Source organism: Acinetobacter sp. 12966 (assembly GCF_031196995.1).
GTDB classification, from domain to species: Bacteria; Pseudomonadota; Gammaproteobacteria; order Pseudomonadales; family Moraxellaceae; genus Acinetobacter; species Acinetobacter geminorum.
Window position 1 is genome coordinate 1 of sequence record NZ_JAVIMC010000136.1, and the last position, 21,583, is coordinate 21,583.

28 protein-coding genes and 2 pseudogenes are annotated in these 21,583 nt (G+C 36.9%); 16 read left to right on the plus strand and 14 right to left on the minus strand.

Translation table 11 applies throughout. From position 1 onward, the window contains the following. Positions 1–17 precede the first annotated feature (17 nt). Together RFW85_RS18795 and map are read right to left on the minus strand one after the other, a co-directional pair. Entirely contained in the window at positions 18–1,133 is a 1,116-nt protein-coding gene (locus tag RFW85_RS18795) for an OmpW family outer membrane protein (protein ID WP_309171783.1), read from the minus strand. A gap of 206 nt (positions 1,134–1,339) precedes the next feature. Further along, positions 1,340–2,164: a type I methionyl aminopeptidase gene (gene map, locus RFW85_RS18800; protein ID WP_046811653.1), complete on the minus strand. Its 825-nt coding sequence runs from the start codon at positions 2,162–2,164 to the stop codon at positions 1,340–1,342. A 210-nt stretch (positions 2,165–2,374) separates the two neighbouring features. Here map and rpsB point away from each other — a divergent pair, with 210 nt between their 5' ends. The 6 genes from rpsB (at position 2,375) to RFW85_RS18830 (ending at position 6,745) form a co-directional block, all read left to right on the plus strand. Next, entirely contained in the window at positions 2,375–3,127 is a 753-nt protein-coding gene (gene rpsB, locus RFW85_RS18805; protein WP_002118204.1) for a 30S ribosomal protein S2, read from the plus strand. Between the two features lie 137 nt (positions 3,128–3,264). Continuing rightward, positions 3,265–4,140 carry a translation elongation factor Ts gene (gene tsf / locus RFW85_RS18810; protein WP_002118238.1) on the plus strand — a complete coding sequence of 292 codons (876 nt, stop codon included), beginning with the start codon at positions 3,265–3,267 and terminating at the stop codon, positions 4,138–4,140. A gap of 65 nt (positions 4,141–4,205) precedes the next feature. Continuing rightward, positions 4,206–4,691, plus strand: a complete 486-nt coding sequence (locus RFW85_RS18815; protein ID WP_170248673.1) for a DUF3465 domain-containing protein — start codon at positions 4,206–4,208, stop codon at positions 4,689–4,691. 105 nt (positions 4,692–4,796) lie between these two features. After that, positions 4,797–5,621 (plus strand): AraC family transcriptional regulator, encoded by an 825-nt coding sequence (locus RFW85_RS18820; RefSeq protein ID WP_170248672.1) that lies wholly within the window; start codon positions 4,797–4,799, stop codon positions 5,619–5,621. An 88-nt stretch (positions 5,622–5,709) separates the two neighbouring features. Further along, positions 5,710–6,426, plus strand: coding sequence for an AzlC family ABC transporter permease (locus tag RFW85_RS18825; RefSeq protein ID WP_309171784.1), 717 nt, complete (start codon positions 5,710–5,712; stop codon positions 6,424–6,426). A gap of 1 nt (position 6,427) precedes the next feature. Then, complete coding sequence (locus tag RFW85_RS18830) at positions 6,428–6,745, plus strand: AzlD domain-containing protein (protein ID WP_086265825.1); 318 nt, start codon at positions 6,428–6,430, stop codon at positions 6,743–6,745. 44 nt (positions 6,746–6,789) lie between these two features. Here the strand turns inward: RFW85_RS18830 and RFW85_RS18835 are convergent, their stop codons facing one another. The 8 genes from RFW85_RS18835 to RFW85_RS18870 form a co-directional block, all read right to left on the minus strand. Then, positions 6,790–7,239, minus strand: a complete 450-nt coding sequence (locus tag RFW85_RS18835; RefSeq protein WP_108011225.1) for a DUF962 domain-containing protein — start codon at positions 7,237–7,239, stop codon at positions 6,790–6,792. Positions 7,240–7,813: 574 nt separating this feature from the next. Continuing rightward, positions 7,814–8,425: a septal ring lytic transglycosylase RlpA family protein gene (locus tag RFW85_RS18840; RefSeq protein ID WP_086265827.1), complete on the minus strand. Its 612-nt coding sequence runs from the start codon at positions 8,423–8,425 to the stop codon at positions 7,814–7,816. Between the two features lie 288 nt (positions 8,426–8,713). After that, positions 8,714–9,715, minus strand: a complete 1,002-nt coding sequence (mltB, locus tag RFW85_RS18845) for a lytic murein transglycosylase B (RefSeq protein WP_170248670.1) — start codon at positions 9,713–9,715, stop codon at positions 8,714–8,716. A gap of 19 nt (positions 9,716–9,734) precedes the next feature. Beyond that, complete coding sequence (gene rodA / locus RFW85_RS18850; RefSeq protein WP_170248669.1) at positions 9,735–10,877, minus strand: rod shape-determining protein RodA; 1,143 nt, start codon at positions 10,875–10,877, stop codon at positions 9,735–9,737. 126 nt (positions 10,878–11,003) lie between these two features. Continuing rightward, positions 11,004–11,654 carry a hypothetical protein gene (locus RFW85_RS18855; protein WP_033847654.1) on the minus strand — a complete coding sequence of 217 codons (651 nt, stop codon included), beginning with the start codon at positions 11,652–11,654 and terminating at the stop codon, positions 11,004–11,006. A 23-nt stretch (positions 11,655–11,677) separates the two neighbouring features. Beyond that, positions 11,678–12,490 carry an NADPH-dependent 7-cyano-7-deazaguanine reductase QueF gene (queF, locus tag RFW85_RS18860; RefSeq protein WP_170248668.1) on the minus strand — a complete coding sequence of 271 codons (813 nt, stop codon included), beginning with the start codon at positions 12,488–12,490 and terminating at the stop codon, positions 11,678–11,680. Then, entirely contained in the window at positions 12,487–13,260 is a 774-nt protein-coding gene (locus RFW85_RS18865; RefSeq protein ID WP_002118099.1) for an ABC transporter permease, read from the minus strand. Before RFW85_RS18865 ends, queF begins: the two co-directional genes overlap by 4 nt. Beyond that, positions 13,257–14,192 carry an ABC transporter ATP-binding protein gene (locus RFW85_RS18870; protein ID WP_002118101.1) on the minus strand — a complete coding sequence of 312 codons (936 nt, stop codon included), beginning with the start codon at positions 14,190–14,192 and terminating at the stop codon, positions 13,257–13,259. Before RFW85_RS18870 ends, RFW85_RS18865 begins: the two co-directional genes overlap by 4 nt. A gap of 298 nt (positions 14,193–14,490) precedes the next feature. Between RFW85_RS18870 and RFW85_RS18875 the strand changes: the two genes are divergently transcribed. Further along, the gene (locus tag RFW85_RS18875) at positions 14,491–15,477 is read left to right on the plus strand and encodes a site-specific integrase (RefSeq protein ID WP_000135932.1); all 987 of its coding nucleotides are present in this window, start codon (positions 14,491–14,493) and stop codon (positions 15,475–15,477) included. On the opposite strand, the gene RFW85_RS18880 is transcribed toward RFW85_RS18875, so the two are convergent. From RFW85_RS18880 to RFW85_RS20085, 3 genes and pseudogenes are all read right to left on the minus strand, one after another. Continuing rightward, entirely contained in the window at positions 15,474–15,743 is a 270-nt protein-coding gene (locus tag RFW85_RS18880) for an AlpA family transcriptional regulator (RefSeq protein ID WP_000123991.1), read from the minus strand. The two genes, RFW85_RS18875 and RFW85_RS18880, sit on opposite strands and share 4 nt — an antisense overlap. Position 15,744: 1 nt before the next feature. Then, positions 15,745–16,002 carry a hypothetical protein gene (locus RFW85_RS18885; RefSeq protein WP_309171785.1) on the minus strand — a complete coding sequence of 86 codons (258 nt, stop codon included), beginning with the start codon at positions 16,000–16,002 and terminating at the stop codon, positions 15,745–15,747. Between the two features lie 3 nt (positions 16,003–16,005). Beyond that, positions 16,006–16,188: pseudogene (locus tag RFW85_RS20085) on the minus strand (hypothetical protein); the annotation flags it as partial. Here RFW85_RS20085 and RFW85_RS18890 point away from each other — a divergent pair. From RFW85_RS18890 to RFW85_RS18920, 7 genes and pseudogenes are all read left to right on the plus strand, one after another. Beyond that, positions 16,171–16,815: pseudogene (locus RFW85_RS18890) on the plus strand (ATP-binding protein); the annotation flags it as partial. The pseudogenes RFW85_RS20085 and RFW85_RS18890 overlap by 18 nt on opposite strands. Then, positions 16,812–16,925, plus strand: a complete 114-nt coding sequence (locus RFW85_RS18895; protein ID WP_002059542.1) for a putative phage replication protein — start codon at positions 16,812–16,814, stop codon at positions 16,923–16,925. The pseudogene RFW85_RS18890 and the gene RFW85_RS18895, both read left to right, overlap by 4 nt. Then, on the plus strand, positions 16,922–17,326 hold the full coding sequence (locus tag RFW85_RS18900; protein ID WP_002059524.1) for a DUF559 domain-containing protein: 405 nt from the start codon (positions 16,922–16,924) through the stop codon (positions 17,324–17,326). The genes RFW85_RS18895 and RFW85_RS18900 overlap by 4 nt, the downstream gene beginning before the upstream one ends. Continuing rightward, complete coding sequence (locus RFW85_RS18905) at positions 17,323–17,799, plus strand: hypothetical protein (protein ID WP_001277128.1); 477 nt, start codon at positions 17,323–17,325, stop codon at positions 17,797–17,799. Before RFW85_RS18900 ends, RFW85_RS18905 begins: the two co-directional genes overlap by 4 nt. Next, positions 17,771–18,025 carry a hypothetical protein gene (locus RFW85_RS18910; RefSeq protein WP_000861102.1) on the plus strand — a complete coding sequence of 85 codons (255 nt, stop codon included), beginning with the start codon at positions 17,771–17,773 and terminating at the stop codon, positions 18,023–18,025. The genes RFW85_RS18905 and RFW85_RS18910 overlap by 29 nt, the downstream gene beginning before the upstream one ends. 485 nt (positions 18,026–18,510) lie before the next feature. Continuing rightward, the gene (locus RFW85_RS18915; RefSeq protein ID WP_002059547.1) at positions 18,511–18,729 is read left to right on the plus strand and encodes a hypothetical protein; all 219 of its coding nucleotides are present in this window, start codon (positions 18,511–18,513) and stop codon (positions 18,727–18,729) included. 213 nt (positions 18,730–18,942) lie between these two features. Continuing rightward, complete coding sequence (locus RFW85_RS18920; RefSeq protein ID WP_002059523.1) at positions 18,943–19,494, plus strand: hypothetical protein; 552 nt, start codon at positions 18,943–18,945, stop codon at positions 19,492–19,494. A gap of 174 nt (positions 19,495–19,668) precedes the next feature. On the opposite strand, the gene RFW85_RS18925 is transcribed toward RFW85_RS18920, so the two are convergent. Further along, positions 19,669–19,902: a hypothetical protein gene (locus RFW85_RS18925; protein ID WP_000401164.1), complete on the minus strand. Its 234-nt coding sequence runs from the start codon at positions 19,900–19,902 to the stop codon at positions 19,669–19,671. Between the two features lie 644 nt (positions 19,903–20,546). On the opposite strand from RFW85_RS18925, the gene RFW85_RS18930 reads away from it, so the two are divergent. Together RFW85_RS18930 and RFW85_RS18935 are read left to right on the plus strand one after the other, a co-directional pair. Beyond that, positions 20,547–20,891, plus strand: a complete 345-nt coding sequence (locus RFW85_RS18930) for a hypothetical protein (RefSeq protein ID WP_001039312.1) — start codon at positions 20,547–20,549, stop codon at positions 20,889–20,891. 208 nt (positions 20,892–21,099) lie between these two features. Beyond that, complete coding sequence (locus RFW85_RS18935) at positions 21,100–21,336, plus strand: hypothetical protein (protein WP_000152665.1); 237 nt, start codon at positions 21,100–21,102, stop codon at positions 21,334–21,336. Positions 21,337–21,583: the final 247 nt, after the last annotated feature.

Sequence of the window (21,583 nt, forward strand, 5' to 3'; positions counted from 1 at the left end):
CATTATTTTGGCTAGGATCAGCGGTAACCGATACCAACATATGTAATGAGTGGGTCAATATCAATTTTGGTGTTCGCTTTAATTAGTTCTTTACCTGTATTTTGATCAGTCACATAGATTTTTGCTTCACTATTCATTTTGGAATATGAAACTGAGCCAACAGCAAACCAGTTTGGATTGAAGTCATAAGATGCACCTAAAGTTACAATAGGGGCAAAAGTATCGGTCGCTTCTAGTTTAACGATAGGATTTGCTGATGATGTTTTGCGATCTAATGCTGCACCAGCTTTACCATCATGGATATTCTGGATCATGTGACCCGCTTGAATTAAATCTGCCTCAATACTGGGATTCATTTTTAAATCATTAAAGTATGCATACATCACGCCAGCTCCGATATAAGGACGGAACTTATTTACTCCTGATTTACCAAATTGATAATGTAGTTCAACGGCTGGTAACCATGCACGAGCAGTCGCAGCCTTACCCCCCTGAGAAAGATCAGTAATATGCAGGTCTTGTTTTAAAGGAATATCTCCACCCGCCTCGGAAATTCCATCTCCTATGATTCCTCCTATTAAAGATCCGTCTTTTAGAGGAGTCGCTTTTCCAGAAAGGGGAGCATAAATATTACCTTTTCCATTAATATCTACTTTAGGTGGAATACCACCTTTAATTTCTAAAGATAAATTGTCCGTAAAGTTGTAATTAAACATAAGACCAACAGTATCAACATCAGCAGCTTCTAAGCCAGAACCTTGTTGTTGCCATTGAGAAAGACCATTAACTTCTGCTGTACCTGCAAGTGATGAGGGAAGAGTGTCTGTAAACTTATCAAGAAGGCTAATAGTGCTATACCAGAATTTTCCTGAAGTTTTACTTTGGTCGATTGCATCTAAAACGGCTTTTGTAGATACATCTCCAACTTTAGATGTTGTACCTTCTGCAACGCTAGTATTGATATTAACAGGGTTTCCTGAGCCTTGAGGCATGGCATGGAGCCAACCAGCTGAGACAGAAAAACGTTTGAAGCCATCGCCATCTTTTAAACTAAAATATGGAGATGCAGCGTAAGTGGCTGTTGGCAGAGCAAAAAAGGCAGCTGTCATACAAAATAATGACTTTTTCATCATAAAAGGACTCCATGTCCGGCATTTGTTTACTGATTTTTATTGAGCCCACCATAGCGTGTTTTATTAAAATGATTGTGTATTAAAAATTAATAATTGTAATTTTTTTGAAATATTTGTTTATATTTAGAAAGATTTATTAATGAAAAATACATAATAAATAATAAAAGGCTACATAAAGTAGCCTTTTATTTAAGTTTGTTAAACTATTAGTTGAAGCGAGATAAGTCTTCTTCAGGACGAGCAGTTAAGACTTCAATGCCCGTTTGAGTAACTAAAATAGTATGTTCATATTGAGCTGAAAGTTTATGGTCTTTGGTTACGACAGTCCATTTGTCACCTAACAATTTAGTTTGCCATACACCTGCATTTACCATAGGTTCAATCGTAAAAGTCATACCTGCTTCAAGACGCATACCTGTACCAGCTTGACCATAGTGTAATACTTGAGGTTCATCATGGAAAACGGTTCCAATACCGTGACCACAATATTCTCGTACTACGCTAAAACGTTCTGATTCGACATACTTTTGGATTGCATGGCCGATATCGCCTAAATATGAACCATCTCTAACGGTTGCCATCCCGCGATACATCGCTTCTTGAGCAACTTTACATAGACGGTTGGCTAAAATAGAAGTTTCACCACCAACGACATACATCATGTTGGTATCGCCGTGATAACCATCTTTAATGACAGTGACGTCAATATTAAGGATGTCACCATTTTTTAAAATTTTATTTTCAGAGGGAATACCATGACAGACAACATGGTTAACCGAAGTACAAATAGAGTGTTGAAAAGCAGGGCGCCCAGGAGCTCCACCATAGCCTACACATGCAGGAATAGCATGCTGCACATTTTCAATGTGATTACGACAAATGGTATCAAGTTCAAGTGTACTTACACCTGCCTTAATATGGGGCTTGATCATCTCTAGAACTTCAGCTGCCAGTCGTCCTGCAATGCGCATTTTTTCAATTTCATCTGGAGTTTTGATTAATCGACGTGGAGCTGTATAAGTACTGTTCATGATCTCTAAAAACTTTTGGTAATTTACAAGCGTCTATGGTATAAATAGCCGCCCATTTTATCAAATGCTTTTCGTGAATATCTTTTACGAAGAATTTTGATAGATGGAGTAAAAAATCCGCACATATATCGTCACATTACTCTGGGTGCCTGTAAAAGGGTGGAGAATGCGGATATATGGAGGCCTAACCCAACTTTTAAGGTAAAGAAAATGGCAGATTACAACGTAAGCATGCGCGACCTTCTTCAAGCAGGTGCGCACTTTGGTCACCAAACTCGTTTCTGGAACCCAAAAATGCGTCAATACATTTTTGGCGCGCGCAACAAAATTCACATCATCAACCTTGAGCACACTGTTCCTGCGTTAAATGATGCTTTGAACTTCGCTAACCAATTAGCAAGCAAAAAGAACAAAGTTTTGTTCGTTGGTACAAAACGTGCTGCTTCTAACATCATCCGTGAACAAGCTCAACGCGCTGGTCAACCATATGTAGATCACCGTTGGTTAGGTGGTATGTTGACGAACTGGAAAACACTTCGCCAATCTATCAACCGTTTAAAAGATCTTCAAACTCAATCTCAAGATGGTACTTTTGCTAAGCTTACTAAACGTGAAGCTTTAGAACGTGCTCGTGAGATGGAAAAACTTGAGCGCTCTTTAGGCGGCGTTAAAAACATGGGTGGTTTACCTGACGCATTATTTGTAATCGACGTTGATCACGAAGCGATTGCAATCAAAGAAGCGAAGAACTTAGGTATTCCTGTTATCGGTATCGTTGATACAAACTCTAACCCAGATAACGTTGATTACGTTATTCCTGGTAACGACGATGCGATCCGTGCAGTAACTCTATATGCTTCAGCTATGGCTGACGCAATTCTTGCTGGTAAAGAATACGCTCAATCTCAAGCGAACGCTCAAGCAAAAGGCGATGACGCTGCGAAAGACGCTTCTGAGGCTTAATGCGTTTTGACGCAGGCTTGTCATTTTTGCGACATGTAATGGTGGCAAATTAAGCGTCGAGAGTGCAAACGGCCCAGAGTTTCTTTGGGCCGTTTTTGTTGAAAAGATTTATTTTCTACCGATTTTAGGAGATCAACATGACTGCAATTACTGCAAGCATGGTAAAAGAATTACGTGACCGTACTGGTCTTGCAATGATGGAATGCAAAAAAGCATTAACAGAAGCGAACGGTGACATCGAGCTTGCTATTGATAACCTTCGTAAATCTGGTCAAGCTAAAGCTGCTAAAAAAGCTGGTAACATTGCTGCTGACGGTGCAATCACAATCGTTCAAGAAGGCAACAAAGCAATTTTAGTTGAAGTTAACTGTCAAACTGACTTCGTTGCTAAAGACGAAAACTTCTCTAACTTCTCAAAAGCTGTTGCTACTGCTGCTTTAGCTGCTGGTGAAACTGATGCTGCTAAAATCGCTGAATTAAAATTAGCAGACGGTCAATCAGTTGAAGAAGCTCGTATTGCACTTGTTCAAAAAATCGGTGAAAACATCCAAGTTCGTCGCGCGAAAATCGTTGAAGGCGAAAACTTGGCTATCTACAAACACGGTTTAAAAATCGGTGTTGTAGTTTCTTATACTGGTGATGCTGATACTGGTAAAGGTATTGCAATGCACGTTGCTGCATTCAACCCAGTAGCTGTAAATGCTGAAGCTGTTCCTGCTGACCTTATCGCTAAAGAAAAAGAAATTGCTGAAGCGAAAGCGTTAGAATCTGGTAAACCAGCTAACATCGTTGAGAAAATGGTAACTGGTTCAGTTGATAAATACTTGAACGAAGTTGCTCTTGATCGTCAAATGTATGTAATCGACAACGACAAGAAAGTTGCTGATGTATTAAAAGCAACTGGTACTACTGTTGCTGAATTCGTACGTTTCGAAGTTGGTGAAGGTATTGAGAAGAAAGCAGAACTTAGCTTCGCTGAAGAAGTTGCTGCTGCTCAAGCTGCTGCGAAGTAATTCGTATCACAATAAAAAAAGCCCCATTGGGGCTTTTTTTATCTCAGTTAAAATAAGGGTATACAATGACAAATAAAAAAAATCTCAGTATTGGTGGTGTGATTATTTTATTGATTGCTGCGTATTTTGGTCTGGATTTATCTGGACATAAGCAAAGTCAATCACCATCATCAACTATACCCGCAGCTCAGCGTAATGAAACTACACTTTCAAATAATGGGGTGGACACTGTAAAAGCTGCTTATGAGCAGAGACAAAGTAATGTTCAAGTGCAGGGAAGTGGTCGAGTCAAAGCAATTTTAAGAGATGATAATGATGGGTCAAGACACCAGAAATTCATTCTAGTATTAGAAAATGGCCTTTCAATTTTGGTTGCACATAATATCGATTTGGCACCTAAAATTTCTAATCTAAATAAAGGTGACATCGTTGAGTTTTATGGCGAATATGAATACAACCCAAAAGGTGGTGTACTACATTGGACTCATCACGATCCACAAGGTCGTCATGAAGGTGGATGGCTTAAACATGACGGACAGATCTATCAATAAAGCCCAAGTAAACGTTTAATCAGATTATTTTCATAGAGCAATTTTGTTCTATTCAGTTTGTTAAAACATGCTATGGTTTTTTTATTGAATAGATGAGACGTATTTATGCAGCGGGAGCAAGCCGATTATCTGCATGTGCGAGAGTTGGGCGGTTTAGAGTTACTAAAAGCACATTATCACCAAACACAATTTTCAAAGCATACTCATGAAGGGTACTGTATTGGGGTAATTGAAGAAGGAGCACAGTCTTTTTTTAGGACGGGACAGCTACATGTAGCTCCTAAAGGCGATATTATTTTAGTAAATGCTGACGAGATTCATACTGGCTCATCGGCTGTTGAATCGGGGTGGCGTTATCGAGCGATCTATCCAACACCTGAAATGTTGGCAGAAGTTAGCCAAGATTTTTTTGAAAATCCACATGGTGCACCATGGTTTCCTCAAGCTGTGATTCGCGACCTAGGTTTGGCTCAACAGCTTTGCTTGCTTTTTGATTTATTAGAACAAAAAGATAATTTTCTACTCAAAGAAACGATGTATTTAACGACGTTAGCTTGTCTTATGAAGAGGCATGGTAAATCAAATCATACTTTTTGTGAGTTACCTGAAGCATATTCAAAAATATTAAGAATTAAAGAATTGCTCGTAGAAATGCCTGAAACCAACTTTTCTTTACAAGATTTGGCTGACATGGTCGGCTTGAGCGCCTGGCATTTCTTAAGGCAATTTAAAAAATATGTGGGCTTGCCACCTCATGCTTGGCTTGTACAAGCACGTTTACAAAAAGCAAGACAATTATTAAAGCAGGGGGACCAAATTGCCATGGTGGCACAACAATGTGGTTTTTCTGACCAAAGCCATTTTAACCGTCACTTTAAAAAAGCAATGGGCGTCACACCCACTCAATATGTAGCAAGTTTGAACATATAAATAAATTAGTTTTAAAGCAATTTTATCCAATATAAGTCGGCACTCATCAAGCATGGTATAGAGATGTTTCTTATATTGGATTTTATATATGAATATTCAGCTTAATCAGCCAGTTGGGTTTTCAAAAAATAAGCCATCCTATTTATTTTTACGTGGTGCAATGGATATTTTGCCCTTGTCAATTTCTATTATTCCGTGGGCAATCTTAGCGGGATCTATGGCAATTCATGCAGGATTATCTTTCTATAAAGCACTCGCAATGTCTGGGCTCGTCTTTGCTGGAGCTGCTCAGTTGGTTAGCTTAAGCATGGCTATGGAAGGAGCATCTGTTTTTACAATTTATTTGACTATTTTCTTTTTAACGGCTCAGCATTTTATTTATGCATTAACTTTAAGAAATGACATTGCTATTTTGTCCCTACCTAAACGATTGAGTTTAGGCTTTTTATTAACAGATGAATTGTTTGCGGTGAGTGTTCCATTTGAAAAAAGAAGTTCGGAATATCTGCTCGGAGCTGGACTGTGTTTTTATTTATTTTGGGTTGCTTTTAGTTTGGTGGGAATACTGCTGGCAACTGTGATACCTGATCTTTTAAATTACCATTTGGATTTTTCGATCGTTGCTATTTTTATTGCCATGATTGTGCCGTTATGTAAAGGATTTCCGGTCATAGCTGGTGTGCTAACAACTTGTTTAAGTGGGTTTTTATTTAAATTTTATCAAATTGAGGGGGCGATTTTACTTTCAGGATTGATGGGAATGTTGATTGCAGTTTTAACTGAAAAAATGAGTAAGGAGAAATAGCATGTCTTGGTTTATGATTCTAGGCTTGGCAGCAATCGTCTTTTTTAATCGCTATTATTTTTTAGAACCTCAAGTAAAAATTAAACTGCCGCTTATTCTGAATAAGATGCTTAACTATTCTGCACCTTGTTTGTTAACTGCAATCTGTATTCCAGTTATTTTTTTCGATGGTGACCATTTAAGAGGTGTGATAAATAATTCTTATATTTATGCAGCAATATTTTGTATTGTAATCGCTATTTACCTAAAAAAAGTTCTTTTAAGTGTGATAGCAAGTTTAGGATTTTTTTATTTTATAAATTTTCTAATAAATTACTAACATGTAAAAGCTGAATCGAAAGGATTCAGCTTTTAAATTAATCTTTAAGCAAGAGCTTGTTTTTGTCTGCTTTTCCATTTAGGTAAGATTTTTGAGAGATAAGCATCCATACACCAAACTGGTCCAATTAGTAGGAATTGTAAATCTTTAAAGAAAGACGGTTTTTTGCCTTCGACTTTATGTCCGTAAAATTGTCCAACCCAAGCAATCACAAAAATAGCGATATAAAATCCGACTCCTACAGGTAGGGTGTAAATGAGCCATGCCATAACAACAAGTAAGGCAGCCATTGCAACAGCAAGTACAAGATCTAAACGTGCATAAAATACTAAGGTCAACACAAGTAATAAAGCAGTAAGCAATGTGCTGAAATGCGCAATGATTCCAATAATAGAAAATAAAATGGCGGGAACGCAAAGCCAGTGAATTTGTTTATTGGTTGGATTTTGATGACTTTCGCTATATTCAGCAAACCATTCAGTAATGGATTTCATTAGTAGCACACTCCTTGTTTTAACTTTGATTTATTTTTTGTGAGTATATTTTAGCCTGTTCTTGAGGATCTCGACAAGAAACTAACACTATTCAACTATAGGGAGCATTGCGTTAAAAAAATCTAGGAAAGAGCAGACGAAAAAATAATGTGACTGTGATTGAAAAAAATGGTCAATTCGACCTCAAAAATGATGCAATTTTTCATAATATTTTTTTTGTATTGCTCAATGATGAAATCATCTAAAAAAGGGTGATTTTGAGATTGATGGGAAAATTGTATGAAAAAGCTCTACTCATCTACTCTAAAAACGCCATAAATAGCCTTTATTTTGGAAAAATGGTACTAGGGTAGCGCAAATTTAATAAAGTCGCTCTAAACGCAAATTAGAGTTGAAATTGACTTGTACTAAATAAACATGGTTTTTTGTTTAAAAAATATTCAAATTCGGAGTTAGATAAGGGTTAAAAAAGAGGATTTTTTAACTTTAAGTTAGGCATCATTTTAATAACTTAAAATATAAAAAAAGCCGCAAAAAAATTGCGGCTTTTTACATGAACTCGAGAGGCTATAACTTATGAAGTTGGGCCATCAACACGCTCAATATTTACTTTTGCAGTTCCGGCATTAGTAATACCAAGACGTTTAGCTGCACCGTATGATAGGTCAAGTACACGATTGCCATGGAAAGGACCACGATCATTTACTTTTACAACTACACTTTTACCATTGTCCTTATTCGTTACGCGAATGTAACAGTTCAATGGTAGGCTACGGTGAGCAGCAGTTAGAGCATTCATATCGAATGTTTCACCACTTGCAGTTTTACGACCATGGAATTGGCGACCATACCAAGATGCTACACCAGTTTGGCTAAACTTACGAACAGTGTTTGAAGCTACTGTGTTAAGTTTTTCAATCACTGAAGGCTCATCTTCAGGGATTTCAATTTTTGCTGCGATAGCTTGACGACGGATTTGATCGCCAGAACGTTCAGTGATTGAAAGACTGTTAATGTTAGAAAAACGAGAATTAAAGTTTTGAGTATCTTTACTCAATACACGTGCTGCTAGATTAGGACCATCTACATCACTGTTTAATGATGATGACTGCACCATTTCAGCGTGCAGTGGGGCCATACTTAAACTAGCCGTCAGTGCAAGAACGTATTTCAGCGATAACTGCATTTGTATAAACTCCTGAGAACATGTACTTTTTTCTTTCAGCCATTGACTGAAATTTAAAGTGAACATGCCTTATTATTCACTTTTGCAATTGCTATATTGGGGTGGATAATATTCATCGGTTACGGAGAGTGTCTAGTCTTTAACGAGAAATCTTTACAAAAAGGGCAAAAACTTACAGTTTTAGGTTAAAAAGTAATCAATAATGTAACAAGTTATTAAAAATGTATGTATTGTGATCTATTTAACAAAAATATTTATTGACTTTTACATAAAGTATAAAAAGCTAGCCTATCGGCTAGCTACTTCAGTGCCTAATAACCATACAGCAGTAGCGTACATGCGGCTCTTGTTATAAGTCGTAATCACTTGAAAATTTGGGTAAGTTAAATAGTAAATTGGACCATTATAGTCTTGTAATTGAATAACATTCACCATATCGAGATCATCAATTTTAACTAAAGGATTCAACGGAGAAATACCGAGCGTCTTTAATGCGCCATATGGAAAAGGTTGCGTTAAATCTTTAGCAATAATGCTTTCCGGATTTGACCCAGTGTAACGTGCCATAAACCCAATTGGTTGATCCCGTTGCCAACCCTTTTTTGCTAAATAGTTTGCAATTGACCCGATTGCATCTTCTGCTGAATTTCTTAAGTCGATATGTCCATTACCATCATAATCCACCCCATATTTACTAATATTGCTTGGCATAAATTGTGGATAGCCAATCGCCCCTGCATAGGAACCTACAATACTATTTGTTGGGTAGCCTTCTTTATAAGTCCATGCAATAAGAGCAGCTAGCTCATCACCAAAATATTCAGCACGGCGAGGGTAGCCAAAAGCAAGTGTGGCCAAGGCATCACGTGTAATAAAAGAACCTTTATTTGCGCCATAACCTGTCTCAACACCCAAAATGCCTAAAATGACAGATTGAGGTACGCCATATTGTTGCTCTGCGCGATTTAAAGCATCTGCATATTGATTTTTAAAACGGACACCGCGTTGAATTGTTCCTTCAACCAAAAACATAGAACGATAGTCATACCAAGGCTTACTTTCACCTGGGCGAGTCATAATATTTAGAATGTTTGGTAAATTTTTTGCACCACTCATGGCTGCATCGACTTGGACGCTACTTAAACCATAAGCGCTCATGGCTTTTTGTTTAAAATTCAAATAATCAGGATGTGTGGCAAAATCGTTGGCCTGAGCGAAATGACTTGTACTGATTAGACCAGTACACAAAGCGAGCATTTTTAAAGTTTTATTTAAGTGTTGAGACAACATATCGTTTTAAAATTCCAGATTATCGATGTGTATGAATGGACATGACTAAACCAAAGGTGGCCATTAAAGTAATAATAGCTGTTCCACCATAACTCATAAAAGGTAAAGGAACACCTACTACAGGTAAAATACCACTGACCATTCCCGCATTTACAAATACATAAACAAAAAAAGACAAACCAAAGGCGCCAGCAACTAAACGTCCATAGTTATGGAAGCTTTGTAAACCGATCTGGAATGTTCTAAAAATAATAGCAAAATAAAGAATTACTAAAATTAGTACACCAATAAGCCCAAATTCTTCGGAATACGCAGCAATAATAAAGTCAGTATGTCCTTCGGGTAAAAAGTGTAAGTGAGATTGTGTACCTTCGAGGAAACCTTTGCCTGAAAAACCACCAGAACCAATTGCAGTTTTAGATTGAATAATATTCCAACCCGTACCGAGTGCATCTGCCTCGGGGTCAAGTAAAGTTAAAACCCTTTGACGTTGATAGTCGTGTAAAAGAAATTCCCACGCAATCGGAATTATTATCGCTGCACATGCTACTGCAGCTCCAATCATCCGCCATGATAGTCCACTTAAAAATAAGACAAATATACCGCTTGCTAATACTAAAAGTGATGTCCCTAAATCAGGTTGTTCTGCAATCAGTAAAAAGGGAATACCAATTAACATTAATGATAAAACAACTTGTGAAAAACTAGGGGGAAGAGGTTTTCGTGCTAAAAACCATGCAATCATCATTGGCATACCGATTTTCATGAACTCACTGGGTTGCACACTTCCGAAACCGGGAATATCAATCCAGCGCTGAGCACCCATTCGGACTTCACCGAATACCATAACTGCCACAAGCGAAAATAGGCCAAACAAATAAAAGTAGGGGGAAAATGCTTGATAGACCTTAGGCGGAATTTGGGCTAGACCAAACATCACTAAAAAGCCAATACCAAAACTCATGGCTTGTTTACTGACTAACCCTACATTCTGTGCCGAAGCACTATATAGTACAGTTAAACCTAAGAGTGCATTTAAGAGCAAAAATAGACATAACCAAGGGTCAATGTGGAGTTGTTGCCACTTAGATGGTTGCATAGCGGTGCTAAGACCATCTCGAGGAGCTTGGCGTAAAAACTTATATTGTGGGCTAGGAGACATGCGGTATTAACTAGGTCAATCAGTGCTTGGCGCATGCTAACATAAACCTGATTAATGGCAATGTATATCAATATTTTGCAATAAAAAAACCTAGCTCTTGCTAGGTTTTCGATAGGCTATTTTTTATTAGTTAAAGAATAAACTGTCATGATATTCAGCCATCGCTTTTAGCTCAGTGCGATTTAAGCTAGGGATTAATTTATCGATCGCAATATGAACTGCTTTTGTTACAGCTGCCGCACCAATATCAGCTGCTTTACGCTTGATCATGCCAAGATCTAATGTCTTGTTAAAATCAGACATAAAGTGTCTCACCATAGCATCACCAAACTGTTTATATAGTTCAGCTAACGCTGCTTTATTAATGTCATTGCCTGCCTGAAGTTCTGCAAAATTATGCTTAAGGTTGGTCACTAGGCCAGCATCTAAAGTTACACCTACTTTATATTGACCTTGTGGATCTTTAAATAAGCTTTTTTCAGAGAACTCTACTGATTGTTTAACAACATCGTTCGGTGCTTTGCTTAACAATTGTTTTAAAAGAACAGCAACTGTTGATTTGACATAGCCTGCAAGTTTTTCGGCAGTATCGCGCTTTTCACTTGCTGGGAAGTGCTGAACTAACTGAATTAAGACATTATCAATAATCTCTTCATTAAGTTGTAAAGCAATCTTATCGCGAAGTGGATATAAAGGTTCACTAGAATTTTTATTCGCAATTCCAGTTTGTATATCGTTCAATAAGCCTTCAGAAGGGGTAAAACCAAAAAACGGCATGGTATATCCTCAAATTATTCGTTTTATTGTCGTGCCAATCGAATCGGTTTTGGCATCCATGAAAGATCCGATACTCGGCAAGGGTTAATATCAAGTCCGCCGCGACGAGTATAAGTTGCATAAACCATCAGCTTTTCAGGCTGCAAATTTTGCCAAATATCAGCAAAAATCTGCTCGACACACTGTTCGTGAAAGCCGTTATGCTGACGGTACGAGATAATATAAGCTAAAATACTACGATAACAAGGTTTTTTGCCCTTAAAACGGATAAAAACTGTACCCCAATCCGGTTGTCCCGTGACTGGGCAGTTACTTCTTAAAAGATGAGAATACAGTTCAATTTCGACTTCTTCGTCAGACGCATCTCGTTTCAAAAGAGTCGCATCTGGATGTTGCTCTAAACGCTCTGGATCTAGGTCATCAATACAAATGCCTTGAGGCTTAGAAATCTCTAAATCATCTACTTGAAATAACGTTAACTCAACTTTTGCACCTGCCGCAGCAGATAGGTCTTTTTCAACCGTTTCAATAAACGACTGTTTAGAATCAAACTGAGTGAAGTTAAGGCTATTGAAGTAAAGTTTTAAAGACTTTGATTCAATCAAATTTGGTGAAGAGGCGGGCAGTGTAATTCTGCCAATAGCAACTTGCGGGATGGCATGAGCATTTAACCATGAAATTTCAAAAACATGCCACCAATCTTTACCTTGCGTAATACCTTCAATATGCGAATAAGCCTCACGAGACTGAGCACGAGCAATTGGAAATAAAACATCAGGTTGATAGTTAGTTGGATATTGAGTTTCTTTACCCAATAAAGATTGTTCGACACTCATTCACGCATTCCTGAACCACGAGCAAGTAAATAGTAAGCAATTCCGTAAAGTACAGCACAGCATAATGTCACAATGATTAAAGAGAACGTAACGTTCACGTCACTATGACCTAAAATGCCGAAACGGAAAGCGTTAACCATATACACAATAGGATTAATTAAAGAAAGTTTTTGCCAAAAAGGGCCAAGTGCACTAATGGCATAGAACACACCACCTAAATAGGTTAAAGGTGTAAGGACAAAGGTTGGAATAATAGAAATATCATCAAATGATTTTGCATAAACTGCATTAATAAAACCACCTAATGAGAAAAGAACCGAGGTAATTAAGACTGTATATATAGTCACGAACCAGTTATGTATAAAAAGGTCTGTAAAGAACATACTCATTGTCGTCACAATTGCTCCGACCAATACACCACGGCAAATACCACCAATGACATAGCCCCACAAAATAATATGTAGTGGTACAGGACTCATAATCAGTTCTTCAATGCTCTTTTGGAATTTCACACTAAAGAAACTTGAAGATACGTTAGCATAGCTGTTGGTAATAACAGCCATCATGATGAGGCCAGGCACGATAAACTGCATATAGCTCACGCCACCCATTTGTCCAATGCGAGATCCCACCAAATTACCGAAAATGACAAAGTACAAACTCATCGTAATCGCAGGTGGTAATAGGGTTTGTGGCCAAATACGCAAAAATCGGCGTACTTCTTTACGCACTAGAGTCCAGAGGGCAATTTGCAGTTGGCTAAAATTCATTTTGCCTCTCCTTCAAGATTTTTCTCGACCATTTTGACGAATAGCTCTTCTAGACGGTTCGATTTGTTACGCATACTACGAACACGAATACCTTGTGATTCTAAAAGTTGGAATAAGTCATTTAATGTATGTGCTTTATCCATCGTCACTTCTAAAGTGCTGCTATCAATTAAGTTGAACTTCACACCAATAATATTTAACTGGAGTGGGGCAATAGGTTCTGCCAAATCGAAAATAAAAGATTCTTCACTCAGCTGGTTTAAGAAACTTTTCATGCTGGTGTCTTCTTTAATGACACCGCGGTCAATGATAGCAATTTGACGACATAACATTTCTGCTTCTTCAAGATAATGTGTAGTCAAAATAATAGAAGTACCGCTTTCGTTCATTTCGGTCAGAAAATCCCACATAGAACGGCGTAACTCAATATCTACACCTGCGGTAGGCTCATCTAAAATAAGAAGTTTAGGCTCATGCATCATGGCACGTGCAATCATGAGGCGGCGTTTCATACCACCAGATAACATGCGTGCTTGTATATTACGCTTTTCCCATAGACCTAGTTTTTCTAAATAATGTTCAGCGCGTTTTTCTGCAATCTTTTTATGAATGCCGTAATAGCCAGCTTGGGTGACTAAAATATCGAACGCTTTTTCGAACTGTCCAAAGTTAAATTCTTGAGGCACAACACCAAGTTGTTGTTTTGCCAAGGATGGATGAGTGTCGAGATTATGTCCAAAAATCTCAACTGTTCCTTCGGTTTTTTTCGTGAGGGAACTGATAATACCAATGGTTGTCGATTTGCCGGCCCCATTTGGGCCTAACAACGCATAAAATTCACCTTCAGGCACAGTGAGGTTAATACCTTTTAACGCCTGAAAACCATTACGATATGTTTTGGACAAATCTCTTAAAACCAAAGCATCAGTCATGAAATTCTCACATTATGAAAGAGGGGTATATTTTGAGCGATAATGATTAATAAACCAAGTAAAATAGTCGGAATTTTATAAAATTGAGATAAGTTTATGAAGTTATTATATATAAACTGGTGCGCCCGGCGGGCACTTGATCAAAAATAACAACTTCTTAGGTTTTTTTATCTTTTCTTATTATTTCATACAAAACAATCAAATGCCAAATTGGCTAATGATGTGTACTTCTATTATTTCTTATTTTTTCCTATTATTTCGGTTATCACAATTACGCCAAGATTACGCCACAAAAATTATGGCTTCATTTAGACAACGCAACGACACATGGCGAGCCGAGATAAGTGTAAACGGAATTCGCGAAAGTGCAACCTTTGATACAAAAGCACAGGCTAGGGCTTGGGCCTCAAAACGTGAGACTCAATTACGCGAACAGTCACATGGAAAACTTCCGGACCATTCATTTTTAGAAGCAATTGAACGCTATCTTAATGAAGTAAGTATAAAGAAGAAAACTCATGAGAATGAAGTAAAGCGAATGGCTTTCTTTAAACGTGAGTATAAGAAATTATGCCAAAAACAGTTGTCAAAAGTTACCACTGACGATTTAGTCCAGTGGCGTGACTCCCGGTTAAAAGAGGTGCAGGGCGCTACTGTCAGACGTGAAGCAAATATTTTAGCTTCCTTATTTACTGTTGCTCGCAAAGAATGGAAATGGATTAAAGAGTCGCCTATGGCTGACCTCACTTTGCCACCACCATCTAAGCACCGAGATAGACGAATTGCTCAAGATGAAATCGATAGATTATGTCTTGCAGCAAATTGGGATAACAATGTTCCTGTGAATTCAACTCAGCAAATTATTATTGCCTTTCTCTTTGCGATTGAGACAGCTATGCGGGCTGGTGAGATTGTTGGCTTGACTTGGGATCGTGTTTATTTAAAAGATAGATATCTAGTTTTAACTGAAACAAAGAATGGTACTAAACGAAATGTACCACTATCTAAGCGTGCAGTTGAGTTGCTTACTTTATTAAAAGGTCTAGATAAAAAGCAGGTCTTTACTTGTAATTCCCAAAGCTTTGATACGCTTTGGCGTAAATTGAGAGATAGATGTCAAATCACTGACTTGCACTTTCATGACACACGCCATGAAGCTTGTACACGCCTTGCAAGGAAATTAGAAGTTTTAGACTTGGCCCGTATGATTGGGCATAAAGACTTAAGAAGCTTGATGGTCTATTACAATGCTACTGCAAGCGAAATTGCAACGAGGCTTGATTAGCCCCGTTTACGTGGTCTTCCTTTCTTTGGCTCATCATCCGATTGTTCATTCAACCAGTTTGATAGCTCTGCCAAGTTCCAGCGTCTTCCTTGACCGCACTTAATAACATAGCGCGGCTTAGGGAAGGTTGGTAAGCAGCAAACCGCTGCTTTAAAGTGTACGTCTCGATATCCCAAGAATTCAGCAGCTTGAGAATCATTTAGCCAAATATCTGAAGGTGGTAACGCTACTACAAAGTTACTACCTATATTCGCAATTGCTGTCATTTCACCCCTCCTTACTTTCCGCTTTAACTTCTAATTGAGTACCCTCATAGGTGCCGTCACCCCCACAATTCAGACAATGTGTATACATGCCTAAACCATCCCCATCAGGACAGAAGTTTTCAGGTAATGACTCGTTTAGAAAAACGTTGCCCCCAATTGGCTTTGTGTGAATATGAGGGGCAAGACCGTAATAGGGGTAAATGCATTCACCATTTCCATCATCACAAAAATCACATGTTTTAACTTTTACTTCACTCATCTATTAGCTCCTCAACTCATTACGTTCTTTCTTCAATTGACGCAAAAGGTTGTGAAGAGTAACGGTTACAGCTTTATCTAAACTTTTAGTTGAATGGAATTCGGCAAGCTGAGAAAGCGCTAAACCAAAAATGTGGTATGCAAAAACCTTTGCAGCCTCCGGATTATTTTTGAGAAGCTCCAAATTGAACACGCACACCAAGTCAACCTTATGGTACGCGAGAAACATTTTGCCGGAGCAAAACTCCCTGAGCGCCACAAGGAAAGCGGATTTAAAAATTATGTGGTGAGTATTGATCCGCAGAAAGAAGCTAAAGCTGCTTGCCATAAATTTGTTCAAGATTTTAATTCAGGGAAGAAGCGCAATCTGATTATGGTTGGGCGTACAGGAACAGGCAAAACCCATCTTGCATGTGCTATTGCTCGTAACGTTTTAGACAAGCGTAGTTATGTTCGTTACGTCACCTCAGAAGACATGGCAAATGAAATTGCGACTGCATGGACAAAGCCAGATGACAATGAAGCAAATGCAATTTTTCGCTTCACGGACTGTGATTTATTGATATTGGATGAATACGGTTTGCACGACCAACACGAGAGTCGATTGCAGCTCGTTCATAAAGTTTTATATGCACGTTATGACGAAAAAAAACCGACAGTTTTAATTTCCAACATGACGCTTGAATCTACAGAAAAGGCGCAAGGTTTGAAGGAAAACTTAGGGGACCGTTTATGGTCTCGGTTTCAACATGACGGTTTGACAGTAGTCGAATGTGACTGGGATGACTTGCGTTTTGGTGGGGCGAATACATGACCAAATTCGAGATTTTTAGCTGGGGCTTACTCATTTCGTTTGTAACAGCAGTACTTTGCGGGGCAGTGGTTTTGTGGTGGTTTGCAAGAAAGGAGGTCGTTGAAGAATGAGTTCAATGAGCCTTGCCGATTACAAACGTCTTTATGCAAAACGAAGTAGCAAAACTAAGCGCCATGCTTCAGTAAAAAAAGAACGAGTTGTAAGTGAAGGCGAGGCAACGCTTGTACAACATTTAAAAACACACAAGATCAGTTTTGAGCAGGAATACAAATTCCACCCGAAACGAAAGTGGCGGACGGATTTTTTACTTACGGGTACAAAGATTTTAGTTGAGGTTGAAGGGGGTATCTGGAGTGGTGGACGTCACACAAGAGGTAAAGGTTACATCGGGGATATGGAGAAATATAACTCCGCAGCAATGATGGGTTTTACAGTTTTACGGTTTAGTACAGAGCAAGTTAAAGCAGGCGTGGCGATTAAACAAATTGAGCAATTGGTGGGTGAAAAATGAGTGCAGTTTTAAAAACACAACAAATGGATTGGTCTAAATATACTATTGACGGTTGGTTAGAGCAGTTTGGCGCATGGTGTGAAACAGTTAGAATGAAAGGGGGTGATTTGCCAGATGGGCTTCATATCAATCAAATTTACTGGTTGATGCGTGAAGCTGGCAAAGAAGTACAAAAAAGTAAATCTTATATTCGATGTGAGATCAGTGATTATGAGGCGGATCAAATTCAAGCACTTTTACGAAGTCTATTAAATTCTGATAAAACAGATTTTACAACTAAGTTTGCATTAATTTGTTTAATTAAAAATAAGGTTGAAAATAAAGGATTGTTGAAGGTTGCTCAAGAAACAAACCAATCTAAAGCTCAGGTCGCAATTATGGTGAGTTGCGCTAGATTTTATTTATTAGGTCATGATAAAAGATTAAGACAAAATGGAGGTTCAAATGAAAACATACACTGTAAAACTATATGAAGGCGTTAGTCGGGAGAAAGTTAATGAAACTTTGAAATACTACCCTGATTATTTTGGTAAAATATCAATAATTACAAATGTAATTAATAATAAATTGCAATTAACACTAAAAGCATTTGAAGGAATCGACGTTATAACTGCCAATGATCTAATGATTAAAATCGTTGAACGTTTAAAAGCTTCTCAATTAGTAGAAAAGCATAATTTAGACTTGTTGACTGTCTAGACGCTTTATGGCATATTTTTGATATAGTGGACGAAGTATAAGTAATTCACTGATCTAAAGCTCATCGTTTGATGGGCTTTTTGTTTTTATACTTGCTAGATTTCAATTATGATTTAAAATTAAATCAGGTGGCTCGTCGCCAAACATCGCCACCTGAAATTCTATTAGAAATGATAGTTATTTGTTTGTGTCACCTCCATATTAATTAATTGTAGAGTTGATATTGTGTTGTACTGGTGGTGGGCACCAAGCGCCACCAGTACAATCGTTAAAAGCGCCCCTTTTCTTTGCATTAAGTAATGTTCCTTTGATTTAATGGTTAGATTTACACCACACATTAGCTGTCTTCATCCTAAATACATGGTCGTTACATTATAAATCATCTAAATTGAATGCTTGTCTAAATGTTAAGCGTTTAAGAATGCCCACTTAAGCATGTTTATATTTATGCTATAGTCCAGTCTAATTAAAAACTGGTACTTAAAATGAATATCTGTGTTGGTGGTGAACTTGATGGGCAAAAGATAGAAAAAGAAGGCAGATTACTAAAAGCTTCTGATATCGTCCCATCTTTTAAAACTGATTACTACAAGCAAGTTTTTAACCGTGACAACATTAATTATCATTTTTGGCTACCAATAGGGTCCAACTTGCATGAAATGTCAAAGCGAGTTTTGGATATTTTGAGAGCATCAAAAAATTAAGCTTAAAGTATATTGTAAATACATCTTCTAACTTGTATGATATGTCACAAATACTGCGCTGAAAGTTTTTTGTTTTTTGACCCGTTTCTTTTTAGAAGCGGGTTTTTTAATTTTTCTTTATGTATTTAAATTAGATGAAAGTATATGTTGCTTTTATTAGGTAGCTTATTGTTTACTTCGCATTAAAATTATTCTTTCTAAGAAGTTAATAAAATGAAAAATTATTTAATAGGGTTAGTTATTACTTTGGGTATTAGTGGATGTGTATCTATACCGTCCATAGACTTTTCGCAGCAAAAAGTTGAAAGGTTTAATCCAGTTAAAAATTGGATTAGTGTTGATACCGCTCCAGTCAAGGATATGCCAAATGGCAAAGAAATCTTTAAATTGAAAGGGGGAAGTGAAGTTTATGTATTCTGGTACCAAGATGAATGGGCGTTATTAAATCCAAATATGGATAGACAACAATGGATTGATACTAAATATTTGTGCAGTTTTGCTGGTTGTTATACTCCACCAGTCACCTATAGATATTCAAAAGGGAGGTTTGATAACAGGCAGCCTGTTTACTCAACTCCTCAAAGAGAATCAAAAGGCTATAATAATACTAGAACTAGAAGTTCTACTACTACACGGACTCCAAGAAGTTATAGTAAAACGACTAATAACTCTTGTTACTGCACATCTGGAACTTATTGTGTTGGGCCTAGAGGTGGACATTACTGCCTTAATAGCACAGGTTCAAAAAGATATCTTCCACGATAAACTGTATAAGCTTTAAGAAGCTCTGCTAAATATCGATTGTTGGCGGGGCTATTTTATTGTTAAGTATTTCTGTAAGATCTGAGTGTTGCTTTAAACAACAATAAACCTTAATGATCAGCGCAAAAGTCATAAGGGGAAAGCCTACTTGAAAGAGTAGGCTTTTTTTATGAGAAATCATTCAAGTTCAAGTTGATTGTCATCCTTAGTAACTTTTATTTTTAATTTTTTGTATTTGCGTTTGTTTGGATCTAAAGCGGAGTTTGATACTTCATCGGCAAATTTAGGATTCTGCATTAATTTGTAATAGGTTTTATACCCAATACGAATTCTAGTTGGTGGGCAGTCAGTTCTTTTTGAGTAATATTCAATCTGCGAATTTAATTCGTCTAAAAGTGTTTGGTGTTCCATTGTGTTATTGATTTTGGCAGTTAGGTAAACTAAGGATACTGTAATTTACAAAATCAAGCAGAAGTAATTGATACACATTGTGTTTATTGGTTGTAATGGTTAGTGCATTAATAAGATTAAATGTGACTTATTTAACAAAAAAAAGTGTTGAGTGAAATTTAATCAAAATGTCACATGGCTGGTTTAAATTATATTTATAAAAATAAAAATGATAGAAGATTGCAACGGACAATAACTATGCAAGCATGATTCTCAAACGATTGAATTAAGCTGACTCTAACAAGTTGGCTTTTTTTTAGCTATCGATTTTTAAATGTGCTAGCCGGGAAATACGGCAAAGCCTCACTATTGATTAGTGGGGGCTTTTTCTTTTTGTGTTAAGCTGATCTCCATAATTTTATGGATTAGTACAATGTTTATTTGTGGTGATGGTGAACTCAATGGGCAAGTGATAGAAAAAAAGGGGTGTTAAGAACAAAGATGTATATAAATATTATAAAACTCAGTAATTGCATAATAAATTCAAATATTTACTTATAATCAGGGTGACCGAATTTAAACAATCTTTACCTAGGCGAAGGATTTAGTAACTCAAATAAACATTATTTTAGACGGATAATTATAAAAAACGGAGTACAAATGTCATGAATAAGAATGTAGAGCTAATAAATTACATTGATGTAGCTGAGACAGTTTACGAACGGGTATATGAAAATAATAAAATTTCAAATAATTTGATTGTTAATCTAAATCGCATTATGGCTGAGATAAAGAATCAAGCTGCAGAAAAAAGACTCAAATTGAAGTACAGCTCAATAGACTTTGAACATTGTTTAAGTTTGCCTTTAGCTGATCGCAAAATAAAAGTAGATTTAAGCCTTATACCTCATTTTGAAGATCGTGAAGAAAGTATTTTGTGGTTAACTAACTTTATTGGAAAAATTTGTGAGCCCAGAAAGATGCAAAGACAGAAAAAAAATCTTCATTAAGTACCTGTGAATTTTAGATGAACCGCCCTTAAAGCGGTTTTTTATTGCTAGTAGAATATTTAAGGTATCTTTTCTAATAGGCACATACTATTGAAGTGTATTTTATTTATTTTTTAGATTGAAAAGATTGCTATTTAAGTAATTTAAATATAAAAATCTTTATTGATTGAGAGTAGTTGTTATACAGGATATTTATAAGGATTTTAAAATGACAATTATCACATTGCTCGATGTTAAGACGAAGAAGAAGGTGATAGTTCGGTCCGTAATAGACCCAATAGCAAGAATAGACAAAAAGGGGAATATACAAATTATTCAAATTCATAAATGGCTATATGATGAATCTGGAGATTTCGTTGATGAAGACTTATATGAGGCACTCAACAATGGAGAAGTTGGAATATACATAACTTTGCAGTATATGATCATTAATATTGAAAATTAATTATTTTTTATTTTTAGTCAGTTTGAGTTCTTAGTCTCTAGAGCCTAATGGTTACTACACATAAGACCTTATTAAGTATTACCTATTGATGGGCACATATTCTTTATAACTCTTGATAAGTAAAAAAATTATGTAGGCTAAAAATAAAACTATTTAAAAATAAATCTTTATCTATTTAAATATGAATATTTGATATTTTTAATTCAATCCCTATTGCTAGTGCTTAAATATTATGCCAATATGAAGT